Origin of the sequence: Pseudomonas sp. MWU318 (genome assembly GCF_016756945.1) — a bacterium.
GTDB lineage: Bacteria > Pseudomonadota > Gammaproteobacteria > Pseudomonadales > Pseudomonadaceae > Aquipseudomonas > Aquipseudomonas putida_A.
This window is the reverse complement of record NZ_JAESJL010000001.1, coordinates 614376-631242: the sequence shown is the minus strand read 5'-3', so window position 1 is coordinate 631242 and position 16867 is coordinate 614376. Positions and strand designations below refer to the sequence as shown.

At 61.5% G+C, this 16867-nt stretch carries 10 protein-coding genes and 2 riboswitches; of the genes, 5 read left to right on the top strand and 5 right to left on the bottom strand.

The window, feature by feature from the left end; all coding sequences use genetic code 11:
* Window positions 1-48: 48 nt before the first annotated feature.
* Window positions 49-3759, bottom strand: a complete 3711-nt coding sequence (gene metH, locus JN524_RS02640) for a methionine synthase (RefSeq protein ID WP_123586532.1) — start codon at window positions 3757-3759, stop codon at window positions 49-51.
* A gap of 156 nt (window positions 3760-3915) precedes the next feature.
* Here metH and JN524_RS02635 point away from each other — a divergent pair, with 156 nt between their 5' ends.
* From JN524_RS02635 to nfuA, 3 genes are all read left to right on the top strand, one after another.
* The gene (locus JN524_RS02635; protein ID WP_202368364.1) at window positions 3916-6210 is read left to right on the top strand and encodes a fatty acid cis/trans isomerase; all 2295 of its coding nucleotides are present in this window, start codon (window positions 3916-3918) and stop codon (window positions 6208-6210) included.
* Between the two features lie 180 nt (window positions 6211-6390).
* Complete coding sequence (locus tag JN524_RS02630; protein WP_202368363.1) at window positions 6391-7419, top strand: acyltransferase family protein; 1029 nt, start codon at window positions 6391-6393, stop codon at window positions 7417-7419.
* A 57-nt stretch (window positions 7420-7476) separates the two neighbouring features.
* Window positions 7477-8061, top strand: coding sequence for a Fe-S biogenesis protein NfuA (gene nfuA / locus JN524_RS02625; RefSeq protein WP_003225494.1), 585 nt, complete (start codon window positions 7477-7479; stop codon window positions 8059-8061).
* Between the two features lie 140 nt (window positions 8062-8201).
* Here nfuA and cobM read toward each other — a convergent pair whose 3' ends face one another.
* The 4 genes from cobM to JN524_RS02605 form a co-directional block, all read right to left on the bottom strand.
* Window positions 8202-8948 carry a precorrin-4 C(11)-methyltransferase gene (gene cobM / locus JN524_RS02620; protein WP_202368362.1) on the bottom strand — a complete coding sequence of 249 codons (747 nt, stop codon included), beginning with the start codon at window positions 8946-8948 and terminating at the stop codon, window positions 8202-8204.
* An 81-nt stretch (window positions 8949-9029) separates the two neighbouring features.
* Entirely contained in the window at window positions 9030-9443 is a 414-nt protein-coding gene (locus JN524_RS02615) for a cobalamin biosynthesis protein (RefSeq protein WP_202368361.1), read from the bottom strand.
* The gene (locus JN524_RS02610) at window positions 9440-10138 is read right to left on the bottom strand and encodes a CbtA family protein (RefSeq protein ID WP_202368360.1); all 699 of its coding nucleotides are present in this window, start codon (window positions 10136-10138) and stop codon (window positions 9440-9442) included. Before JN524_RS02610 ends, JN524_RS02615 begins: the two co-directional genes overlap by 4 nt.
* Before the next feature lie 11 nt (window positions 10139-10149).
* Window positions 10150-10347 carry a CbtB domain-containing protein gene (locus tag JN524_RS02605; RefSeq protein ID WP_003225486.1) on the bottom strand — a complete coding sequence of 66 codons (198 nt, stop codon included), beginning with the start codon at window positions 10345-10347 and terminating at the stop codon, window positions 10150-10152.
* 123 nt (window positions 10348-10470) lie between these two features.
* Window positions 10471-10692: riboswitch (cobalamin riboswitch) on the bottom strand.
* A gap of 939 nt (window positions 10693-11631) precedes the next feature.
* Window positions 11632-11844, top strand: a riboswitch (cobalamin riboswitch).
* 98 nt (window positions 11845-11942) lie between these two features.
* Here JN524_RS02605 and cobW point away from each other — a divergent pair.
* The gene (cobW, locus tag JN524_RS02600; protein ID WP_202368359.1) at window positions 11943-13013 is read left to right on the top strand and encodes a cobalamin biosynthesis protein CobW; all 1071 of its coding nucleotides are present in this window, start codon (window positions 11943-11945) and stop codon (window positions 13011-13013) included.
* Window positions 13014-13016: 3 nt separating this feature from the next.
* A complete protein-coding gene (cobN, locus tag JN524_RS02595; RefSeq protein ID WP_202368358.1) occupies window positions 13017-16865 on the top strand; it encodes a cobaltochelatase subunit CobN in 3849 nt (1282 codons plus the stop codon).
* Window positions 16866-16867 lie beyond the last annotated feature (2 nt).

Here is a 16867-nt window from a genome sequence, read left to right as displayed (position 1 = left end):
CCCGCTGAACGGTCAGTCCCCGGCAAGTCCGGGGACTGACCATTGCGCTTATTCGTCGTAACCGAGGTTCGGCGCCAGCCAGCGCTCGGTCACGCTCAGCTCCTGACCTTTGCGCGAGGTGTAGCTTTGTACCTGATCCTTGTCGACCTTGCCGACGGCGAAGTATTGCGCCTGCGGATGGGCGAAGTACCAGCCGCTGACCGCTGCCGCCGGGAACATCGCGTAATGCTCGGTAAGGAACACGCCGCTGCGCCCGGCGCGCATTTCGCTGGCTTCAGGATCGAGCAGGGTGAACAGCGTGGCTTTCTCGGTGTGATCCGGGCAGGCCGGATAACCCGGTGCTGGACGGATACCGGAGTACTGTTCTTTGATCAGCGCGTCGTTGTCCAGCACCTCATCCTTGGCGTAACCCCAGTGCTCTTTGCGCACTTGCTGGTGCAGCCATTCGGCGCAGGCTTCGGCCAAGCGGTCGGCGAGGGCCTTGACCATGATCGAGTTGTAGTCGTCGCCAGCGTCCTGATAGGCCTTGGCGACTTCTTCGGCGCCGATGCCGGCGGTGGTGATGAAACCACCGACGTAGTCGGTCACTTCGCTGTCTTTCGGTGCAACGAAGTCGGCCAGCGAGAAATTCGGCTTGCCGTCGGTCTTGATGATCTGCTGGCGCAGGTGATGCAGGCGCGCCATCGGCTTGCCGTCATCGCCGTACAGTTCGATGTCGTCGTCATGCACCTGGTTGGCCGGCCAGAAACCGAACACCGCCCGGGCGCTGATCAGCTGCTCGTCGATCAGCTTGGTGAGCATCTCGCGCGCGTCCTTGTACAGCGCGGTGGCCGCTTCACCGACCACTTCGTCTTCGAGGATGCGCGGGAATTTGCCGGCCAGGTCCCAGGAGATGAAGAACGGCGTCCAGTCGATGTACTCGGCCAGAACGTTGAGGTCGATGTTGTCCAGCACGCGGGTACCGGTGAAGGTCGGTTTGACCGGCGTGTAGTTCGCCCAGTCGAACTGCGGCTTCTTGGCGATCGCCGCCGCGTAGCTCAGGCGCTCGGTACGGGCGCTGCGGTTGGCGGTGCGCTCACGCACATCGACGTATTCCAGACGGGTCTTCTCGACGAAACCGGCCTTGAGTTCCTTGGACAACAACTGTGTCGCCACACCGACCGCACGCGAGGCATCGGTCACGTAGACCACCGCGTCGTTGCTGTACTTCGGCTCGATCTTCACCGCAGTGTGCGCCTTGGACGTGGTCGCGCCACCGATCATCAGCGGCAGATGGAAATCCTGACGCTGCATCTCGCGGGCCACGTGGACCATCTCGTCCAGCGACGGGGTAATCAGGCCGGACAGGCCGATGATGTCGCACTTTTCTTCCTTGGCCACCTGGAGGATTTTCTCCGCCGGGACCATCACGCCGAGGTCGACGATGTCGTAGCCGTTGCAACCCAGCACCACGCCGACGATGTTCTTGCCGATGTCGTGCACGTCGCCTTTCACCGTGGCCATCAGGATCTTGCCCTTGGCTTCCGGTTTGTCGCCTTTTTCCAGTTCGATGAACGGGATCAGATGCGCCACGGCCTGCTTCATTACGCGGGCGGATTTCACCACCTGCGGCAGGAACATTTTGCCGGCGCCGAACAGGTCGCCGACGATGTTCATGCCGGACATCAGCGGGCCTTCGATGACTTCGATCGGCCGCGCGAACGACTGGCGCGACTCTTCGGTGTCTTCGACGATGTGGGTGGTGATGCCCTTGACCAGCGCATGCTCCAGACGCTTGTTGACGTCCCAGCTGCGCCACTCTTCGGTCTCGGCTTCCTTGACGCTGCCGTCGCCCTTGTACTTGTCGGCGATGGCGAGGAGGGCGTCGGTGCCTTCCGGCGTGCGGTTGAGGATCACGTCTTCGACGGCGTCGCGCAGCTCCTGCGGGATCTGGTCGTAGATTTCCAGCTGACCGGCGTTGACGATACCCATGGTCAGGCCGGCGCGGATCGCGTACAGCAGGAACACCGAGTGAATCGCTTCACGCACCGGGTTGTTGCCACGGAACGAGAACGACACGTTGGAGACGCCGCCGGAACTCAGCGCATACGGCAGCTCGTCGCGGATGTAGGCACAGGCGTTGATGAAGTCCACAGCGTAGTTGTTGTGTTCTTCGATGCCGGTGGCCACGGCGAAGATGTTCGGGTCGAAGATGATGTCTTCCGGCGGGAAGCCGACTTCGTTGACCAGAATGTCGTAGGAGCGTTTGCAGATTTCTTTCTTGCGCGCTTCGGTGTCGGCCTGGCCGGCTTCGTCGAACGCCATCACCACCACCGCAGCGCCGTAGCGTTTGCACAGCTTGGCGTGATGGATGAACTGCTCGACGCCTTCTTTCATGCTGATCGAGTTGACGATGCCCTTGCCCTGAATGCACTTCAGGCCGGCTTCGATCACTTCCCATTTCGAGGAGTCGATCATGATCGGCACGCGGGAGATGTCCGGCTCACCGGCGATCAGATTGAGGAAGGTCACCATGGCCTTCTTCGAATCGAGCATGCCTTCGTCCATGTTGATGTCGATCACCTGCGCGCCGGCCTCGACCTGCTGCAGGGCGACTTCCAGGGCTTCGGTGTAGTTGTCTTCACGAATCAGACGGGCGAACTTGGCGGAACCGGTGATGTTGGTGCGCTCGCCGACGTTGACGAACAGCGAGCTGCGATCGATGGTGAACGGCTCCAGGCCGGACAGACGGCAAGCCTTGGGAATGTCCGGAATCTGTCGCGGCGCGTAACCGGCGACCGCTTTGGCGATGGCTTCGATGTGGCCCGGGGTGGTGCCGCAGCAACCGCCGACGATATTGAGGAAGCCGCTCTGGGCGAATTCTTCGATGACCTTGGCGGTGTCCACCGGCAACTCGTCGTACTCGCCGAACTCGTTCGGCAAACCGGCGTTCGGGTGCGCGGAAACGTGGGTGCTGGCCTTGTTCGACAGCTCTTCCAGGTACGGACGCAGTTCACTGGCGCCGAGGGCGCAGTTGAGGCCGACCGAGATTGGCTTGGCGTGGGCCACGGAGTTCCAGAACGCTTCGGTGGTCTGGCCCGAGAGGGTGCGGCCGGACGCATCGGTGATGGTCCCGGAAATCATGATCGGCAGTTCGATGTGCAGCTCTTCGAACACCCCTTGCACGGCGAAGATCGCGGCTTTGGCGTTGAGTGTGTCGAAGATGGTTTCGATCAGGATCAGGTCGACGCCGCCCTCGATCAGGCCTTTGGTGGCTTCGGTGTAGTTCTCGACCAGTTCATCGAAGGTGACGTTGCGGTAGCCGGGGTTGTTGACGTCCGGCGAGAGCGAGCAGGTGCGGCTGGTCGGGCCGAGCACGCCGGCAACGAAACGCGGCTTGGCCGGGTTCTCGGCGGTCTTGGCGTCGGCCACCTTGCGCGCCAGTCGTGCGCCTTCTACGTTTAATTCGTACGCCAGCTCTTCCATGCCGTAGTCGGCCATGGAAATGCGCGTGGCGTTGAAGGTGTTGGTTTCAAGGATGTCGGCGCCGGCATCCAGATAGGCCTTTTCGATGCCGCCGATCACGTCGGGACGAGTGATCACCAGCAGGTCGTTGTTGCCCTTGACGTCACTCGGCCAGTCAGCGAAGCGTTTGCCGCGATAATCCTGCTCTTCGAGCTTGTAGCTCTGGATCATCGTGCCCATGCCGCCGTCGAGAATCAGGATGCGCTCTTTGAGGGCTTGCTTGAGAGCTTGAAGGCGGACGCTGCGATCGGACATTGGGACTACTCGAAAAGACCATGACGAAGGGCCGGGATCATAACAAACCTGTGCGCTTTTGGAGCACGTGCTGCTTTTGCATGAATATCGTTCATGTTGGTACGAGCGTCATACTGTAGAATCGCGGGCGTTTTTTTCACGATCGGGATCATGGGCATGTCGTACCGCGTCATCAGCATTTTCTTGCTGTTCTTAAGCTGGGGCGCCGTTGCGCAGGAACCCGCGATCTCACCTTCTATTTCATATACGCGTGACATCCAGCCGATCTTCACCGAGAAGTGTGTGGCCTGCCATGCCTGCTACGACTCGGCGTGCCAGCTCAATCTGGGCAGCGGCGAAGGCGCAGGGCGGGGCGCAAGCAAGATGCCGGTCTACGACGGCGAACGCACTCAGGCGGCGCCGACCACGCGGCTGTTCTACGACGCCTTCGGCAAACGTGCCTGGCAGCAGAAGGGCTTTTATTCGGTACTCGACGCTCAGGGCAGCCAGGCGGCGCTGATGGCGCGGATGCTGGAACTGGGCCACAAAACCCCGCTGACCCCGAATGCCAAGCTGCCGGAAGACATCGTGCTCGGCCTGCAACGGGAAAACATGTGCGCGATGCCCGCCGAGTTTGACGGCTATGCCGGCGCCCACCCGAAAGAAGGCATGCCGCTGGCGGTGACCGGGCTGACCGATCAGCAATACCAGACCCTGCAACGCTGGCTGGCGTCCGGTGCGCCGATCGACGAGCAAGGCCTGGCGCCGAGCGCCAAAGAAGCGCTGCAAATCGTCCAGTGGGAAAACCTGCTCAATGCGCCGGGGGCGCGGCAGAGTCTGGTCGGGCGCTGGCTGTTCGAACACTGGTTCCTCGCGCACCTCTATTTCAAGGACGGCGAGCCGGGGCACTACTTCCAGTGGGTGCGTTCGCGCACGCCGACCGGGCAGCCGATCGACCTGATCGCCACCCGTCGCCCGAATGACGACCCGGGCACCCAGGTTTACTACCGCTTGTGGCCGGTGCAAGGGGTTATCGTGCACAAGACCCACATCACCTATCCGCTGAGTGCGGCGAAGATGGCGCGCGTCAAGAGTCTGTTCTACAGCGGCAACTGGCAGGTCAACGCGCTGCCGGGATACGGGCCGCAGAGCCGGGCCAACCCCTTCGCCACCTTCGAGGCGATTCCGGCGCAGGCGCGTTATCAGTTCATGCTCGACAACGCTGAATATTTCGTGCGCACTTTTATTCGCGGGCCGGTGTGCCGTGGGCAGATTGCGACGGACGTGATTCGCGACAACTTCTGGGCGCTGTTCCAGGCTCCGGAACACGATCTGTATATCACCGACCCCAACTATCGCGGCCAGGCCACGCCGTTGCTGGCAATGCCCGGGCAGAACGACGACGTCGGCAGTGTGCTGAGCCTGTGGCACAACTACCGCAACAAGCGAAATGAATACGAAGCCCTGCGCCGTGACAGCTACGCCGAACTGCCGGCTCCGAGCTGGTCAACCCTGTGGGCCGGCAACGACAACGCGCTGCTGAGCATTTTCCGCCACTTCGACAGTGCGTCGGTGACCAAAGGCCTGATCGGCGAAGTGCCACAGACCATGTGGCTGTTCGACTATCCACTGCTGGAGCGCACCTATTATCAGTTGGCGGTCAACTTCGATGTGTTCGGCAACGTCTCCCATCAGGCGCAGACTCGTCTGTATTTCGACCTGATCCGCAACGGCGCCGAGCAGAACTTCCTGCGCCTGATGCCGGCCGATTCCCGCGAGGACTACCTCGACGATTGGTACCAAAGCAGCGGCCAGTTCAAGATGTGGCTCGACTATGAGGCGATCGACGACGACAAACCGACCGCGCTGAAACTCGATCCGAAGGACCCGAAATACGATTTCGCCATGCAGTTGCTGGCGCGTTACGGCGACCTGAATGCGCGGCCGGATCCGATCAACCGCTGTGACGGCGCCTACTGCTCGCGGCCGAATATCGACCCGGCGCTACAGAACGCCGAGCAGGCACTCAGTCGCCTGACCTCGCGTCCGGCCGGCGGTTTGAAGGTGATCGACCAATTGCCGGAAGCAACCATGCTGCGCATCGAAACTCGCAGCGGCAAACGCGAGATGTACAGCCTGCTGCGCAACCGTGCGCACAGTAACGTGGCGTTCCTGTTGGGCGAGTCGCTGCGCTATCAGCCAGGGCTGGACACCTTGACCATCTACCCGGGCGTACTGAGCAGCTATCCGAATTTCATCTTCAACATTCCAGCCGAACAAGTGCCGGAGTTTGTCGATGCCATGGAGAATGCCAAGGATGCCGATCGTTTCGAGAAAATCGTCGAACGCTGGGGGATTCGCCGCAGTCATCCGCAATTCTGGTTCTATTTCCACGACCTGAGCCAATACATCCACGAAACCGATCCGGTGGAAGAGGGCGTGCTGGACATGAACCGCTACCAGAATCTTTGATCATTGAGACCAACCTGCTGTCCCAATTCCAAGCAACACCGCAAAGCCCCTGTAGGAGCTGTCGAGTGCAACGAGGCTGCGATCTTTTGATCTTTTAGCCACAAGATCAAAAGATCGCAGCGTGCCGCAGCTCCTACAGGGGGGCGGTGGTTATTAAGGAATTGTGGACGGGAGCCTTCAATGTTGATTTCAGTGCAGGCCCTGCGGGCGCTTGCCGCGTGGACGGTGGTCTGTCACCACTTCATGCAGATTTTCTTCGACTTCAAGGCGCGCGGCCCGGTCGGGCAGTTCTTCATCGAGAAAGGCGCAGTCGGCGTCGATGTTTTCTTCGTCATCAGTGGTCTGGTGATTTTCCTCTCCACCGAAAAAAGCAAAGCGCTGCCGCCCGCGCGCTTTCTGCTGTACCGACTTTTTCGCATCGTCCCGGCGTACTGGCTGTACACGCTGTTGATGGCGTTGCTGGTGTTGTTCGCCCGGCCGATGTTGCCGGATCAGACGGTGGACTGGGCGCATTTCCTCGCGTCGCTGTTATTTATTCCTGCGCAAAATCCCGGCGGCTACGGGATCTATCCGACGCTGAATGTCGGCTGGACGCTCAATTACGAAATGCTCTTCTATGTGTTGTTTGCATGCGCGCTGGTGTTCCGCTGGCAGGTGCGCTTGCTGGTGGTCGCCGCATTGCTGTTTTCGGTGTGTCAGGCGTTCGGCTGGTTCAACGAATTTTACCGTTCGGACATCGTCTACGAGTTTTTGCTGGGGATCGGCATTGGCGTGCTGTATCGCCGGGGCTGGATTGGCGCCGGCCTGTGGCTGCCACTGTTGGCGATTGGCGCCGCGTTGTTGGCGATCTATCACCTGGCGCCGGCGCCAAGGCTGTTGAACTGGGGCGTGCCGAGCGCGGTGCTGGTGATGGCCAGCATGTCGTTGGAGCGCTACGTCGAGCGCAATCGGGTGATGAAATGGCTCGGTGACTGTTCCTATTCGGTGTATCTGATGCACGTGCTGGTGCTGTCGGTTGGTGGTTATATCGCGCGGCGCTACGGAATCAACCCGTATCTGATGTTCGCTATTTGTGCCTTGGCAATCGCCGTCGGTTCGTGGCTGAGCTACGAATGGGTGGAAAAACGCAGCTATCAGTGGCTTAAAGCGCGGATCGATGGCGAACCGGTCAGCGCACCTGTCGAAAATCTTTCCCGACAAAAATACTAGGACTTTGTCCGGCGCAATGATTGGCGTAAACTGCGCCCAAGCCTGCGAGGAGTTTCCATGACCGCTATTACCATTACTGACGCCGCCCACGATTACCTGGCCGATCTGCTCTCCAAGCAGAACACCCCGGGCATCGGCATCCGCGTCTTCATCACCCAGCCTGGCACTCAGTACGCCGAAACCTGCATTGCCTACTGCAAGCCGGGCGAAGAAAAACCTGAAGATACCGCGCTGGGGCTGAAAAGCTTCACCGCCTATATCGACTCGTTCAGCGAAGCGTTCCTTGACGACGCCGTCGTCGATTACGCCACCGACCGCATGGGCGGCCAGCTGACCATCAAGGCGCCAAACGCCAAAGTCCCGATGGTCAACGCCGACAGCCCGGTCAACGAGCGCATCAACTACTACCTGCAAACCGAGATCAACCCGGGGCTGGCCAGCCACGGCGGTCAGGTCAGCCTGATCGATGTGGTCGAGGACGGCATTGCCGTGCTGCAGTTCGGTGGCGGCTGCCAGGGCTGCGGCCAGGCCGACGTGACCTTGAAGGAAGGCATCGAGCGCACCTTGCTCGAGCGTATTCCTGAGCTCAAAGGTGTGCGCGACGTGACCGACCACACGCAGAAAGAAAACGCCTACTACTAAGACGTTCGCTGCGTACCGGAAAAACGGCGCCCCGTGAGCGCCGTTTTTTTATGGGTGAAGCAAAAGATCGCAGCCTTCGGCAGCTCCTACAGGACCCCATTTCCATGTTGGAGCTGCCGAAGGCTGCGATCTTTTGATTTTTAAGGCCTGTAGAGGTGCGCATGCCCCGCGCGATACAGCGACGACTCGCTAAACACCTCACTGCCCAACACCCGTCCCACCAGAATCAACGCCGTACGCCGAAACCCCTTGGCCGCAACCTTCTCGGCAATATCCTCCAGCGTCCCCACCACCCAGTCCTGATCCGGCCACGTCGCCCGGTGAATCACCGCAATCGGGCAATCCGCGCCGTAATGCGGCAGCAGTTCGGCGATGATTTTCTGCAGATGATTGACCCCCAGATGAATCGCCATGGTCGCGCCATGCTGCGCAAGACTGCTCAACTCCTCACCCGCCGGCATTGCGGTCTTGTCCGCGTAGCGGGTCAGAATCACGCTCTGCGACACGTCCGGCAGTGTCAGTTCCGCGCCTAGCAAGGCTGCACACGCTGCGGTCGCGGTGACGCCGGGAATGATCTCGAACGGAATATTCAGCTCGCGCAGATAACGAATCTGCTCGCCAATCGCGCCATACAGGCTCGGATCACCCGAATGCACCCGCGCCACGTCCTGGCCATTGGCATGGGCGGATTTGATCAATTCAATGATCTGCTCCAGATGCAATTCGGCGCTGTTGACCACGGTTTCAGCCTGATGCCCCTCCAGCACAGCGGCCGGTACCAGCGAGCCTGCGTAGATGATCACCGGGCAACTGCGGATCAGCCGCTGGCCTTTGACAGTGATCAATTCCGGGTCGCCGGGGCCGGCGCCGATGAAGTAGACGGTCATGAAGAAATCCTGTGAAAAACGGGGCAGGGCAACGCTTCAGATGAAGATTGCTCATGATCAAACGGGGGGATTATCGGGAATTTACGCAGCGCCGGCCAATGCCAAGGTTGCCTGAGCGTATTTTTGCCGGGAAATCAGCAGTTTTGCCGGTGCCTGAATCAACTGCTCGGCAAGGGCCAGGGCGGCACTTTCCGCTACGCCGTAGCAACCGGTGCGCTCGTAGGCGATCTGCGAATGGTGGCTCAGGCGTTGCTGATAATTGGCCAGTTCTTCGCTGCTGAAATACAACAGCGGCAGCGCCAGTTGGCTGGCCAGTTCCTGCAGGCCGGGTTCATCGCGTTTAAGATCGATGCTGGCCAAGGCCTTGACCGCTTCAAGTTCTATACGATGCGCCTGTAATGCCTGATCGAGTAACGCGCGCAGCGTGCTGGCCGGGCAGCCGCGCTGGCAGCCCAGGCCGACCACAAAGGTCGGCGCTGCGCGGTCATCGGTCATGCGTGGTATTGACCATCGCTTTTGCGGCGGAACAACCAGGCGCTGATCAGGCCCAGGGCCAGCCAGAACGCCACGTTGGTCAACTGCGAAGCGATTTTGAACTGAGTTTCCAGCGCCTCCGGGGCGAGCATCGAATGCACTTCCGGTTGCGGCGCGCCGATCACGTGCGGCACGGCGAGGATCGCCACGCCCAGCAGCTTCATCAGCCAGTGGCGGCTGAACACAATCAACGCCAGGCCAACAGCGGTGGAAGCGGCGGTGCCGATCCACCAGGTTTGCCGCGACGCCAGATCGGCTGCAGCCGTGCCCGGCAGTTCAGGCGGCAGGCCCAGGGTCGGCGCGAGCACGAAGGTCGCGTAACCGGCCAGGCCCCAGAGCAGGCCTTGCGAGGTTTTGGTCGGTGCACGCAGGGTGTACAGGCCAGCGAGCATCAGGGCGAAACCGACCGCCACCACCAGATTGCCGCCGGTGGTCGAGACCACGCGTTGCCAGCCGTCATCCGGCTCCCAGGCTTCGGCGTCATGGGTGTGAGCAGCCGTACCGGCGGCGTGTTCGTGAGCGGCCACCGGTTCGGATTTCTCGAAGGTTTCGGCCTGCAGAATCAGTGGCGAGACCCAGAAGCTTTGCAGCAACGTCAGCAGCAGGGCGGCCAGCAGGCCGGTGAACCCTGCGGTTTGCGCGATACGCTTGATCATGTCGGCAGGTCTCAGTGGCACGGGAACGCGGCGCTGTGGCGGGTATCGTGAGCGGCGTTGTGCACCGCTTCGATGTGCGAGAAACCGGCGAAGTACACAAGGCTGGCACCCAGAATCGACGCGAAGATCGCGGCGGTCAGGCGTTGGCTCAAGGTGGCGGTGCTGGAGATTTTGTCGGTGTTGCTGCCGGTGCTGCTGATGATCGACATGGCGCTTCCCTCTGGAGTGTCAGCGGGTGATATAGAGCGCATGAAAACCCCTGCGAGTCGGGCACGCAGAGGTTCGAACAGCGCCCGCCCACCGCGGGTTTGTTATGTTCAGTGACGCAAACAGCGCACTGTGTGTTGCGGGCCGGTCTCCGGGCTCACGAGGGGTTGGCGTCTGGCCGACCTGCAAGCGTCACCTTCCCATGCCGCATTGGCACAGTGGATCTGACGCTTCGCTCGCTTACCGTTGCGGGGGCAGCACCGGACTGACATGGCTTTGAGTAAAGCACATGATTCACCGGTTTCCCGTTTCACCCTGTGAAGGGCACCCGTAACAAGTTGTGTAGGAGAGCATGGATTGGGGAATTTAGTCAATTTTGGGGGTGGATCCGTTGCTGCGGTAACGGCCACTTAGGGTTCCGCCCTTACGGCGGGTCACTTTTGGCAAACGCCCCAAAAGTAACCAAAAGGTCTATGCCCTGACGTTCGGCCCTCGCCTAGGCTCGGGTTCCTTCGCTGCGGGATTCATCCGGGGGGCAGCGCCTACGGTTTGCTTCGCTGCACCTCCTCTCGCTGTGTTTGGCTGCGCCAAACGGTCGCTGCGCTCCCACCCCCGGATCAATCCCTCCACTCAGCCTGCCGACGGGCCCTGAGATCAAAAGCGGTACTCGAGCTAACGCTCATTGTGTTGAGTGGTGAAAAGCGGATGCGGTCTGCTGTGATTTCTGTGGGAGCTGGCTTGCCAGCGATGGCGGCCTGACAGCCGACCAATCTCTTACTGAATGCACCCAGTCCCATGTAGGAGCTGCCGAAGGCTGCGATCTTTTGATCTGGCTCTGGCTCTGGCTCTGGCTCTGGCTCTGGCTTTTGATGTGGCTCTTGATTTTTTGCCCCTTCGGCAGGCCGAGCGTAGGTGTTCATCCGGGGGTTAGGCGCGCAGCGCCATGCGGCGGAGCCGCATCCATCGAGAGGAGGTGCAGCGAAGCAAACCGGAGGCGATGCCCCCGGATGGACACCGTAGCGAGGGAACACTGAGCCTAAGCGAAGTGCCGTACGCCGGGGGCAAAGCCTTTTGCTTACTTTTCGGCGTCTGGAAAAGTGAGTCGCTGTAAGAGCGAAACCGCCAGCGGCAACACCCGCAGCAACGGATAAGCCCCCAATCCACCCAAAACCTATAACTCGGCGTCTGGAAAAGGTGACTCGCTGTAAGAGCGAAACCGCCAGCAGCAACACCCGCAGCAACGGATATGCCCCCAATCCAACCATTGACCGGTCACCACCCGATGCGTAGCCTTGCACTTTCGAGGTTCTTCGGCCCACGCCGAAGCTAAGAAGGGAACGCGGTCAAAGCCGCGGCTGCCCCCGCAACTGTGAACGGTGAAGTTCGTTGCCACGCCACTGCCAGCTCAATCCACTGAGCCCGCGGGAAGGCGCAACGAACGCCGGGCCCAAGGCCTGAACACCGTCAGCCAGGAGACCTGCCTCGTCACAGATTTCTCACTACAACCGGGCGGGGTGATCCGGTGGCGAATTCTTCCGCGCGCACGCTCGCAGCGGATCTCGTCCCGTATGCCCGCCACCTTGCCAAAGGGCATCCGATGAAAACATTGGCCAAACTCCCCGTCACCATCGTCACCGGTTTCCTCGGCTCGGGCAAAACCACCTTGCTGCGACACATGCTCGACAACGCTCAGGGCCGTCGCATCGCCGTGATCGTCAACGAGTTCGGCGAGCTGGGTATCGACGGTGAGATCCTCAAGCAATGCACCATCGGCTGCACCGAAGAAGAAGCCACTGGCCGCGTCTACGAACTGGCCAACGGTTGCCTGTGCTGCACGGTGCAGGAGGAGTTCTTCCCGGTGATGCGTGAACTGGTCGCCCGTCGCGGTGACCTCGATCACATCCTGATCGAGACGTCCGGTCTGGCCCTGCCAAAACCGCTGGTACAAGCCTTCCAATGGCCGGAAATCCGTAGCGCCTGCACCGTTGACGCGGTGATCACCGTGGTCGACAGCCCGGCCGTGGCCGCCGGCACCTTCGCCGCGTTCCCGGATCAGGTCGATGCCCAGCGCAAACTCGACCCGAACCTGGATCACGAGTCGCCGCTGCACGAACTGTTCGCCGACCAACTGGCCAGCGCCGATCTGGTGATCCTCAACAAGGCCGACCAGACCAGCGCAGAAGATCTGGCTCGCGTTCGCGCCGAAGTCGCCGAAGAACTGCCACCAGCAGTAAAAATCATCGAAGCCAGCAACGGTCGCCTGCCGCTGGACGTGCTGATCGGCCTCGGTGCCGGATCCGAAGAACATATCGACAGCCGCCACAGCCATCACGATCACCACCACGACGGTGATGACGACCACGATGACCACGATCACGACGCCTTCGATTCGATCTCGATCGAACTGCCGCAAGCCGACGAAAGCCTGCTGCTCGACGCGCTGACGCAACTGGTTGTGCAGCACGGCATTCTGCGCGTGAAGGGCTTCGCGGCGATTCCGAACAAGCCGATGCGCCTGTTGATTCAGGGCGTGGGCACGCGTTTCGACAAGCACTTCGACCGCCAGTGGGGCGCTGACGAAGCGCGCGTCACCCGTCTGGTGCTGATCGGTCAGGAACTCGTCGCTGCGCAACTCGAAGCGCAACTGCGCGCCGCGCTCAGCGTTTAAGCCATGCACCTGCTCAGGACCCAGCCCGGCGGTTTCGTGTCGGATGACAACATTGCCGACCTTGGACAAACCCCCGCCGAGCTGGTGATCCTGTGCAGCGGCGATTCAAGCCTGGCGCTGCTCGCCGAAGCCGCGCAGCAACTGCCCGAGGATTACCCGAGCCTGCGCCTGGCCAATCCGATGCAGGTGCAGAATCACGCCTCGGTCGATCTGTATGTCGATGAGGTGCTGCGTCACGCCAAGGTCATTCTGATTTCGCTGCACGGCGGCATCGCTTATTGGCGTTATGGCGTCGAGCGTCTGGTGGAGTTGTCTGAGCGCGGGGTGCAGGTGATTCTGGTGCCCGGTGATGATCGTCCCGACCCGGAACTCAGCGACCTGAGCACCGTGCCCGCCGAAGATCGCGACCGTCTCTGGCAGTTCTTGCGTCAGGGTGGCATGGGCAATGCGCTGGACTTCTTCCATTGCCTGGCCAACCGCTGGCTGGCGCGCGACTACGCCTGGGGCGAGCCGCAAGCACTGCCGCGTACGGCGATTTACCAGCCACAGAAAAACACCGCCGCACTGAGCGACTGGCAAGCCGAATGGCTGCCCGGTCAACCGGTCGCGGCGTTGTTGTTTTATCGCTCGCATTTGCAAGCGGCGAACACCGCGTTCATTGACGTGTTTTGCCAGCGCTTGCAGGCGGCGGGGCTCAATCCGTTGCCGATCGCGGTCGCCAGCCTGAAAGAACCCGGCTGCCTGTCGGTGGTCGAGGACTGGCTGGATGAGGTGGAGGCGGCGGTGATTCTCAACACCACCGGGTTCGCGCAGTCCAGTCCAGAAGCCCCGCATCTGCGGCCGTTCCGGCGCAATATTCCGGTGATTCAGGCGATCTGCGCTCAGGACAACGAACCGGGCTGGCGCGACAGCGAGCAGGGCCTCGGGCCACGGGATCTGGCGATGCACATCGCCTTGCCGGAACTTGATGGACGCATCATCAGCCGGCCGATCAGCTTCAAGGATCTGGCCTGGCGCAGCGAGCGCAGTCAGTCCGACGTGGTCTGCTATCGGGCGCAACCCGAACGCATGGATTTTGTCGCTGAACTGGCCCGACGCTGGAGCGATCTGGCGCGGCTGCCGAACGCTGAAAAACGTATTGCGCTGATCCTCGCCAACTACCCGACCCGCGATGGTCGAATCGGCAATGGCGTCGGTCTGGACACGCCGGCGGCGGCATTGAATATCCTGCGCGCGTTGCAGGCGGAAGGCTTCCCGCTGACGGCGCAGTTGCCGGACAGCGGCACCGAACTGATCCAGCAATTGCTCGGCGGCGTCAGCAACGACCTCGACAGCATCGACCTGCGTCCGTGCCAGCAAAGCCTGGCGATGGACGCCTATCTGGCGATGTTCAACGCGCTGCCGCAAGCCAATCGCGCGGCAGTGCTGGAACGCTGGGGCGCGCCGCAAAACGATCCGATGTGCCGTGACGGACGGATGATGATCGCCGGTCTGCGTTTTGGCCTGACCTTCGTCGGCATTCAACCGGCGCGCGGTTATCAGGTCGATCCGAGTGCGGTGTACCACGACCCGGATCTGGTGCCGCCGCACGGCTATCTGGCGTTCTATTTCTGGCTGCGCAACACCTACGGTGCGCACGCGGTGATTCACGTCGGCAAGCACGGCAACCTCGAATGGCTGCCGGGTAAGGGCGTCGGCCTTTCGGAAAATTGCTGGCCCGACGCATTGCTCGGGCCGCTGCCGAACATTTATCCGTTTATCGTCAACGACCCGGGCGAGGGCGCCCAGGCCAAGCGGCGCACGCAAGCGGTGATCATCGACCACTTGATGCCGCCGCTGACCCGCGCCGAAACCTACGGCCCGCTGCGCAATCTGGAATTGCTGGCCGACGAATATTACGAGGCGCAACTGCTCGATCCGCGTCGCGCCCGCGAGCTGCAGCGCGACATTCTGCAACTGGTGCGCGAAACGCAGATCGACCGCGAACTGCAATTCGACGCCGGTCTGGACAGCGACGCCGACGCAGCGATCTGGCTGCCGCGTCTGGACACCTACCTCTGTGACCTGAAGGAATCGCAGATCCGCGATGGCCTGCACATATTCGGCGAGTCGCCGACCGGACGTTTGCGCATCGACACGCTACTGGCGTTACTGCGTATCCCGCGTGGCGACGGCAAGGGTGCGCAGTCGAGTCTGCTGCGGGCGTTGGCCAAGGCGTTTGAGTTGGGCTTTGATCCGCTGGATTGTGTGCTTGCCGATCCGTGGAGCGGCCCGCGTCCGCCAGAGCTGCAAAGCGTCAGCGACGAAATCTGGCGAACTGCCGGCGATACCCGCGAACGCCTTGAGCTATTCGCCACCCAACTGATCTCCCAAACAGTGCACGCCCCTTGTAGGAGTGAGCCTGCTCGCGATAGCGGTGTGTTATTCAACACTGAATTGCCTGACCTGACGCCATCGCGAGCAGGCTCACTCCTACAGGAACCGAGGGGGGCTGAAGTGAGGGCAATCATTGAAAACCTGCGCGAAGTCGTCGCCCCACGCCTCGACGCCTGCGGCCCCGCCGAAATGCACGGTCTGCTCGACGCCCTCAACGGCCGCTTCGTCCCCGCCGGCCCAAGTGGCGCGCCCAGTCGTGGTCGTCTCGACGTGTTGCCCACCGGGCGCAACTTCTATTCGGTGGACGTACGTAATCTGCCGACCACCACCGCGTGGCGCATCGGATTCCAGTCCGCCACGCTGATTCTCGAGCGGCACCTGCAAGATCACGGCGATCACCTGCGCCAGCTCGGTTTATCGGTGTGGGGCACGGCGACCATGCGCACCGGCGGTGACGACATCGCGCAGGCCATGGCGCTGATGGGCGTGCGTCCGGTGTGGGCCACCGGCAGTCAGCGCGTCGATGATTTCGAGATTCTGCCGCTGAGCCTGCTCGATCGGCCACGGGTCGATGTCACGCTGCGGGTCTCGGGCTTCTTCCGCGATGCCTTTGCCAACCTGATTCGTCTGTTCGACGCTGCCGTGCAAGCGGTGGCGGCGCTGGACGAACCGGATGACCTCAACCCGCTGGCGGCGAAGGTGCGTGCCGAGCGCGAGGCGCTGTTGCAATCGGGGCTGGATGCCGACGCGGCGCGGCGTCAGGCCGGCTGGCGGATCTTCGGCGCCAAACCCGGTGCCTATGGCGCAGGCGTACAGGGCGCGATCGACAGTCGCTTGTGGCAGAGTCGCGAGGATCTGGCCGAGGTCTATCTGAATTGGGGCGCTTACGCTTACGGCGGGGCGGACGAGGGCACCGCCGCTCGTGAACAGTTCGTCCAGCGTCTGAGTCAGGTGCAAGCGGTGCTACAGAACCAGGACAATCGCGAGCACGATTTGCTCGATTCCAACGACTATTACCAGTTTCAGGGCGGCATGCTCGCGGCGGTGGAAACCCTGCGCGGCGAAGCGGCGGCGAGTTATCACGGTGATCACAGCCAGCCGGATCTGCCGAGAATCCGTACCCTGAAAGAAGAACTGAACCGGGTGATCCGCTCGCGGGCGGCTAATCCGAAATGGATCGACGGGGTCAAGCGTCACGGCTATAAAGGCGCGTTCGAACTGGCGGCGACAGTCGATAACCTGTTCGCTTTCGACGCCACCACGCAACTGATCGACGATCATCAGTACGCGTTGCTGGCGGAAGCCTATCTGCTCGATCCGGCGACCCGCGATTTTGTCCGCGAGCACAATCCGCATGCCCTGCGCGACATGACCGAGCGGATGCTGGAAGCGCAGCAGCGCGGGATGTGGCAGGAACCCGGCGTGTATAAAGAAGCCTTGGAAAACCTGCTACTGGATATAGAAGAAGACACCTGACA

What these genes read in the sequence shown, in the direction of transcription:
- metH (WP_123586532.1), bottom strand. Translation starts at nt 3,759, where the DNA reads ATGTCCGATCGCAGCGTCCGCCTTCAAGCTCTCAAGCAAGCCCTCAAA.
- JN524_RS02635 (WP_202368364.1), top strand. Translation starts at nt 3,916, where the DNA reads ATGTCGTACCGCGTCATCAGCATTTTCTTGCTGTTCTTAAGCTGGGGC.
- JN524_RS02630 (WP_202368363.1), top strand. Translation starts at nt 6,391, where the DNA reads ATGTTGATTTCAGTGCAGGCCCTGCGGGCGCTTGCCGCGTGGACGGTG.
- nfuA (WP_003225494.1), top strand. Translation starts at nt 7,477, where the DNA reads ATGACCGCTATTACCATTACTGACGCCGCCCACGATTACCTGGCCGAT.
- cobM (WP_202368362.1), bottom strand. Translation starts at nt 8,948, where the DNA reads ATGACCGTCTACTTCATCGGCGCCGGCCCCGGCGACCCGGAATTGATC.
- JN524_RS02615 (WP_202368361.1), bottom strand. Translation starts at nt 9,443, where the DNA reads ATGACCGATGACCGCGCAGCGCCGACCTTTGTGGTCGGCCTGGGCTGC.
- JN524_RS02610 (WP_202368360.1), bottom strand. Translation starts at nt 10,138, where the DNA reads ATGATCAAGCGTATCGCGCAAACCGCAGGGTTCACCGGCCTGCTGGCC.
- JN524_RS02605 (WP_003225486.1), bottom strand. Translation starts at nt 10,347, where the DNA reads ATGTCGATCATCAGCAGCACCGGCAGCAACACCGACAAAATCTCCAGC.
- cobW (WP_202368359.1), top strand. Translation starts at nt 11,943, where the DNA reads ATGAAAACATTGGCCAAACTCCCCGTCACCATCGTCACCGGTTTCCTC.
- cobN (WP_202368358.1), top strand. Translation starts at nt 13,017, where the DNA reads ATGCACCTGCTCAGGACCCAGCCCGGCGGTTTCGTGTCGGATGACAAC.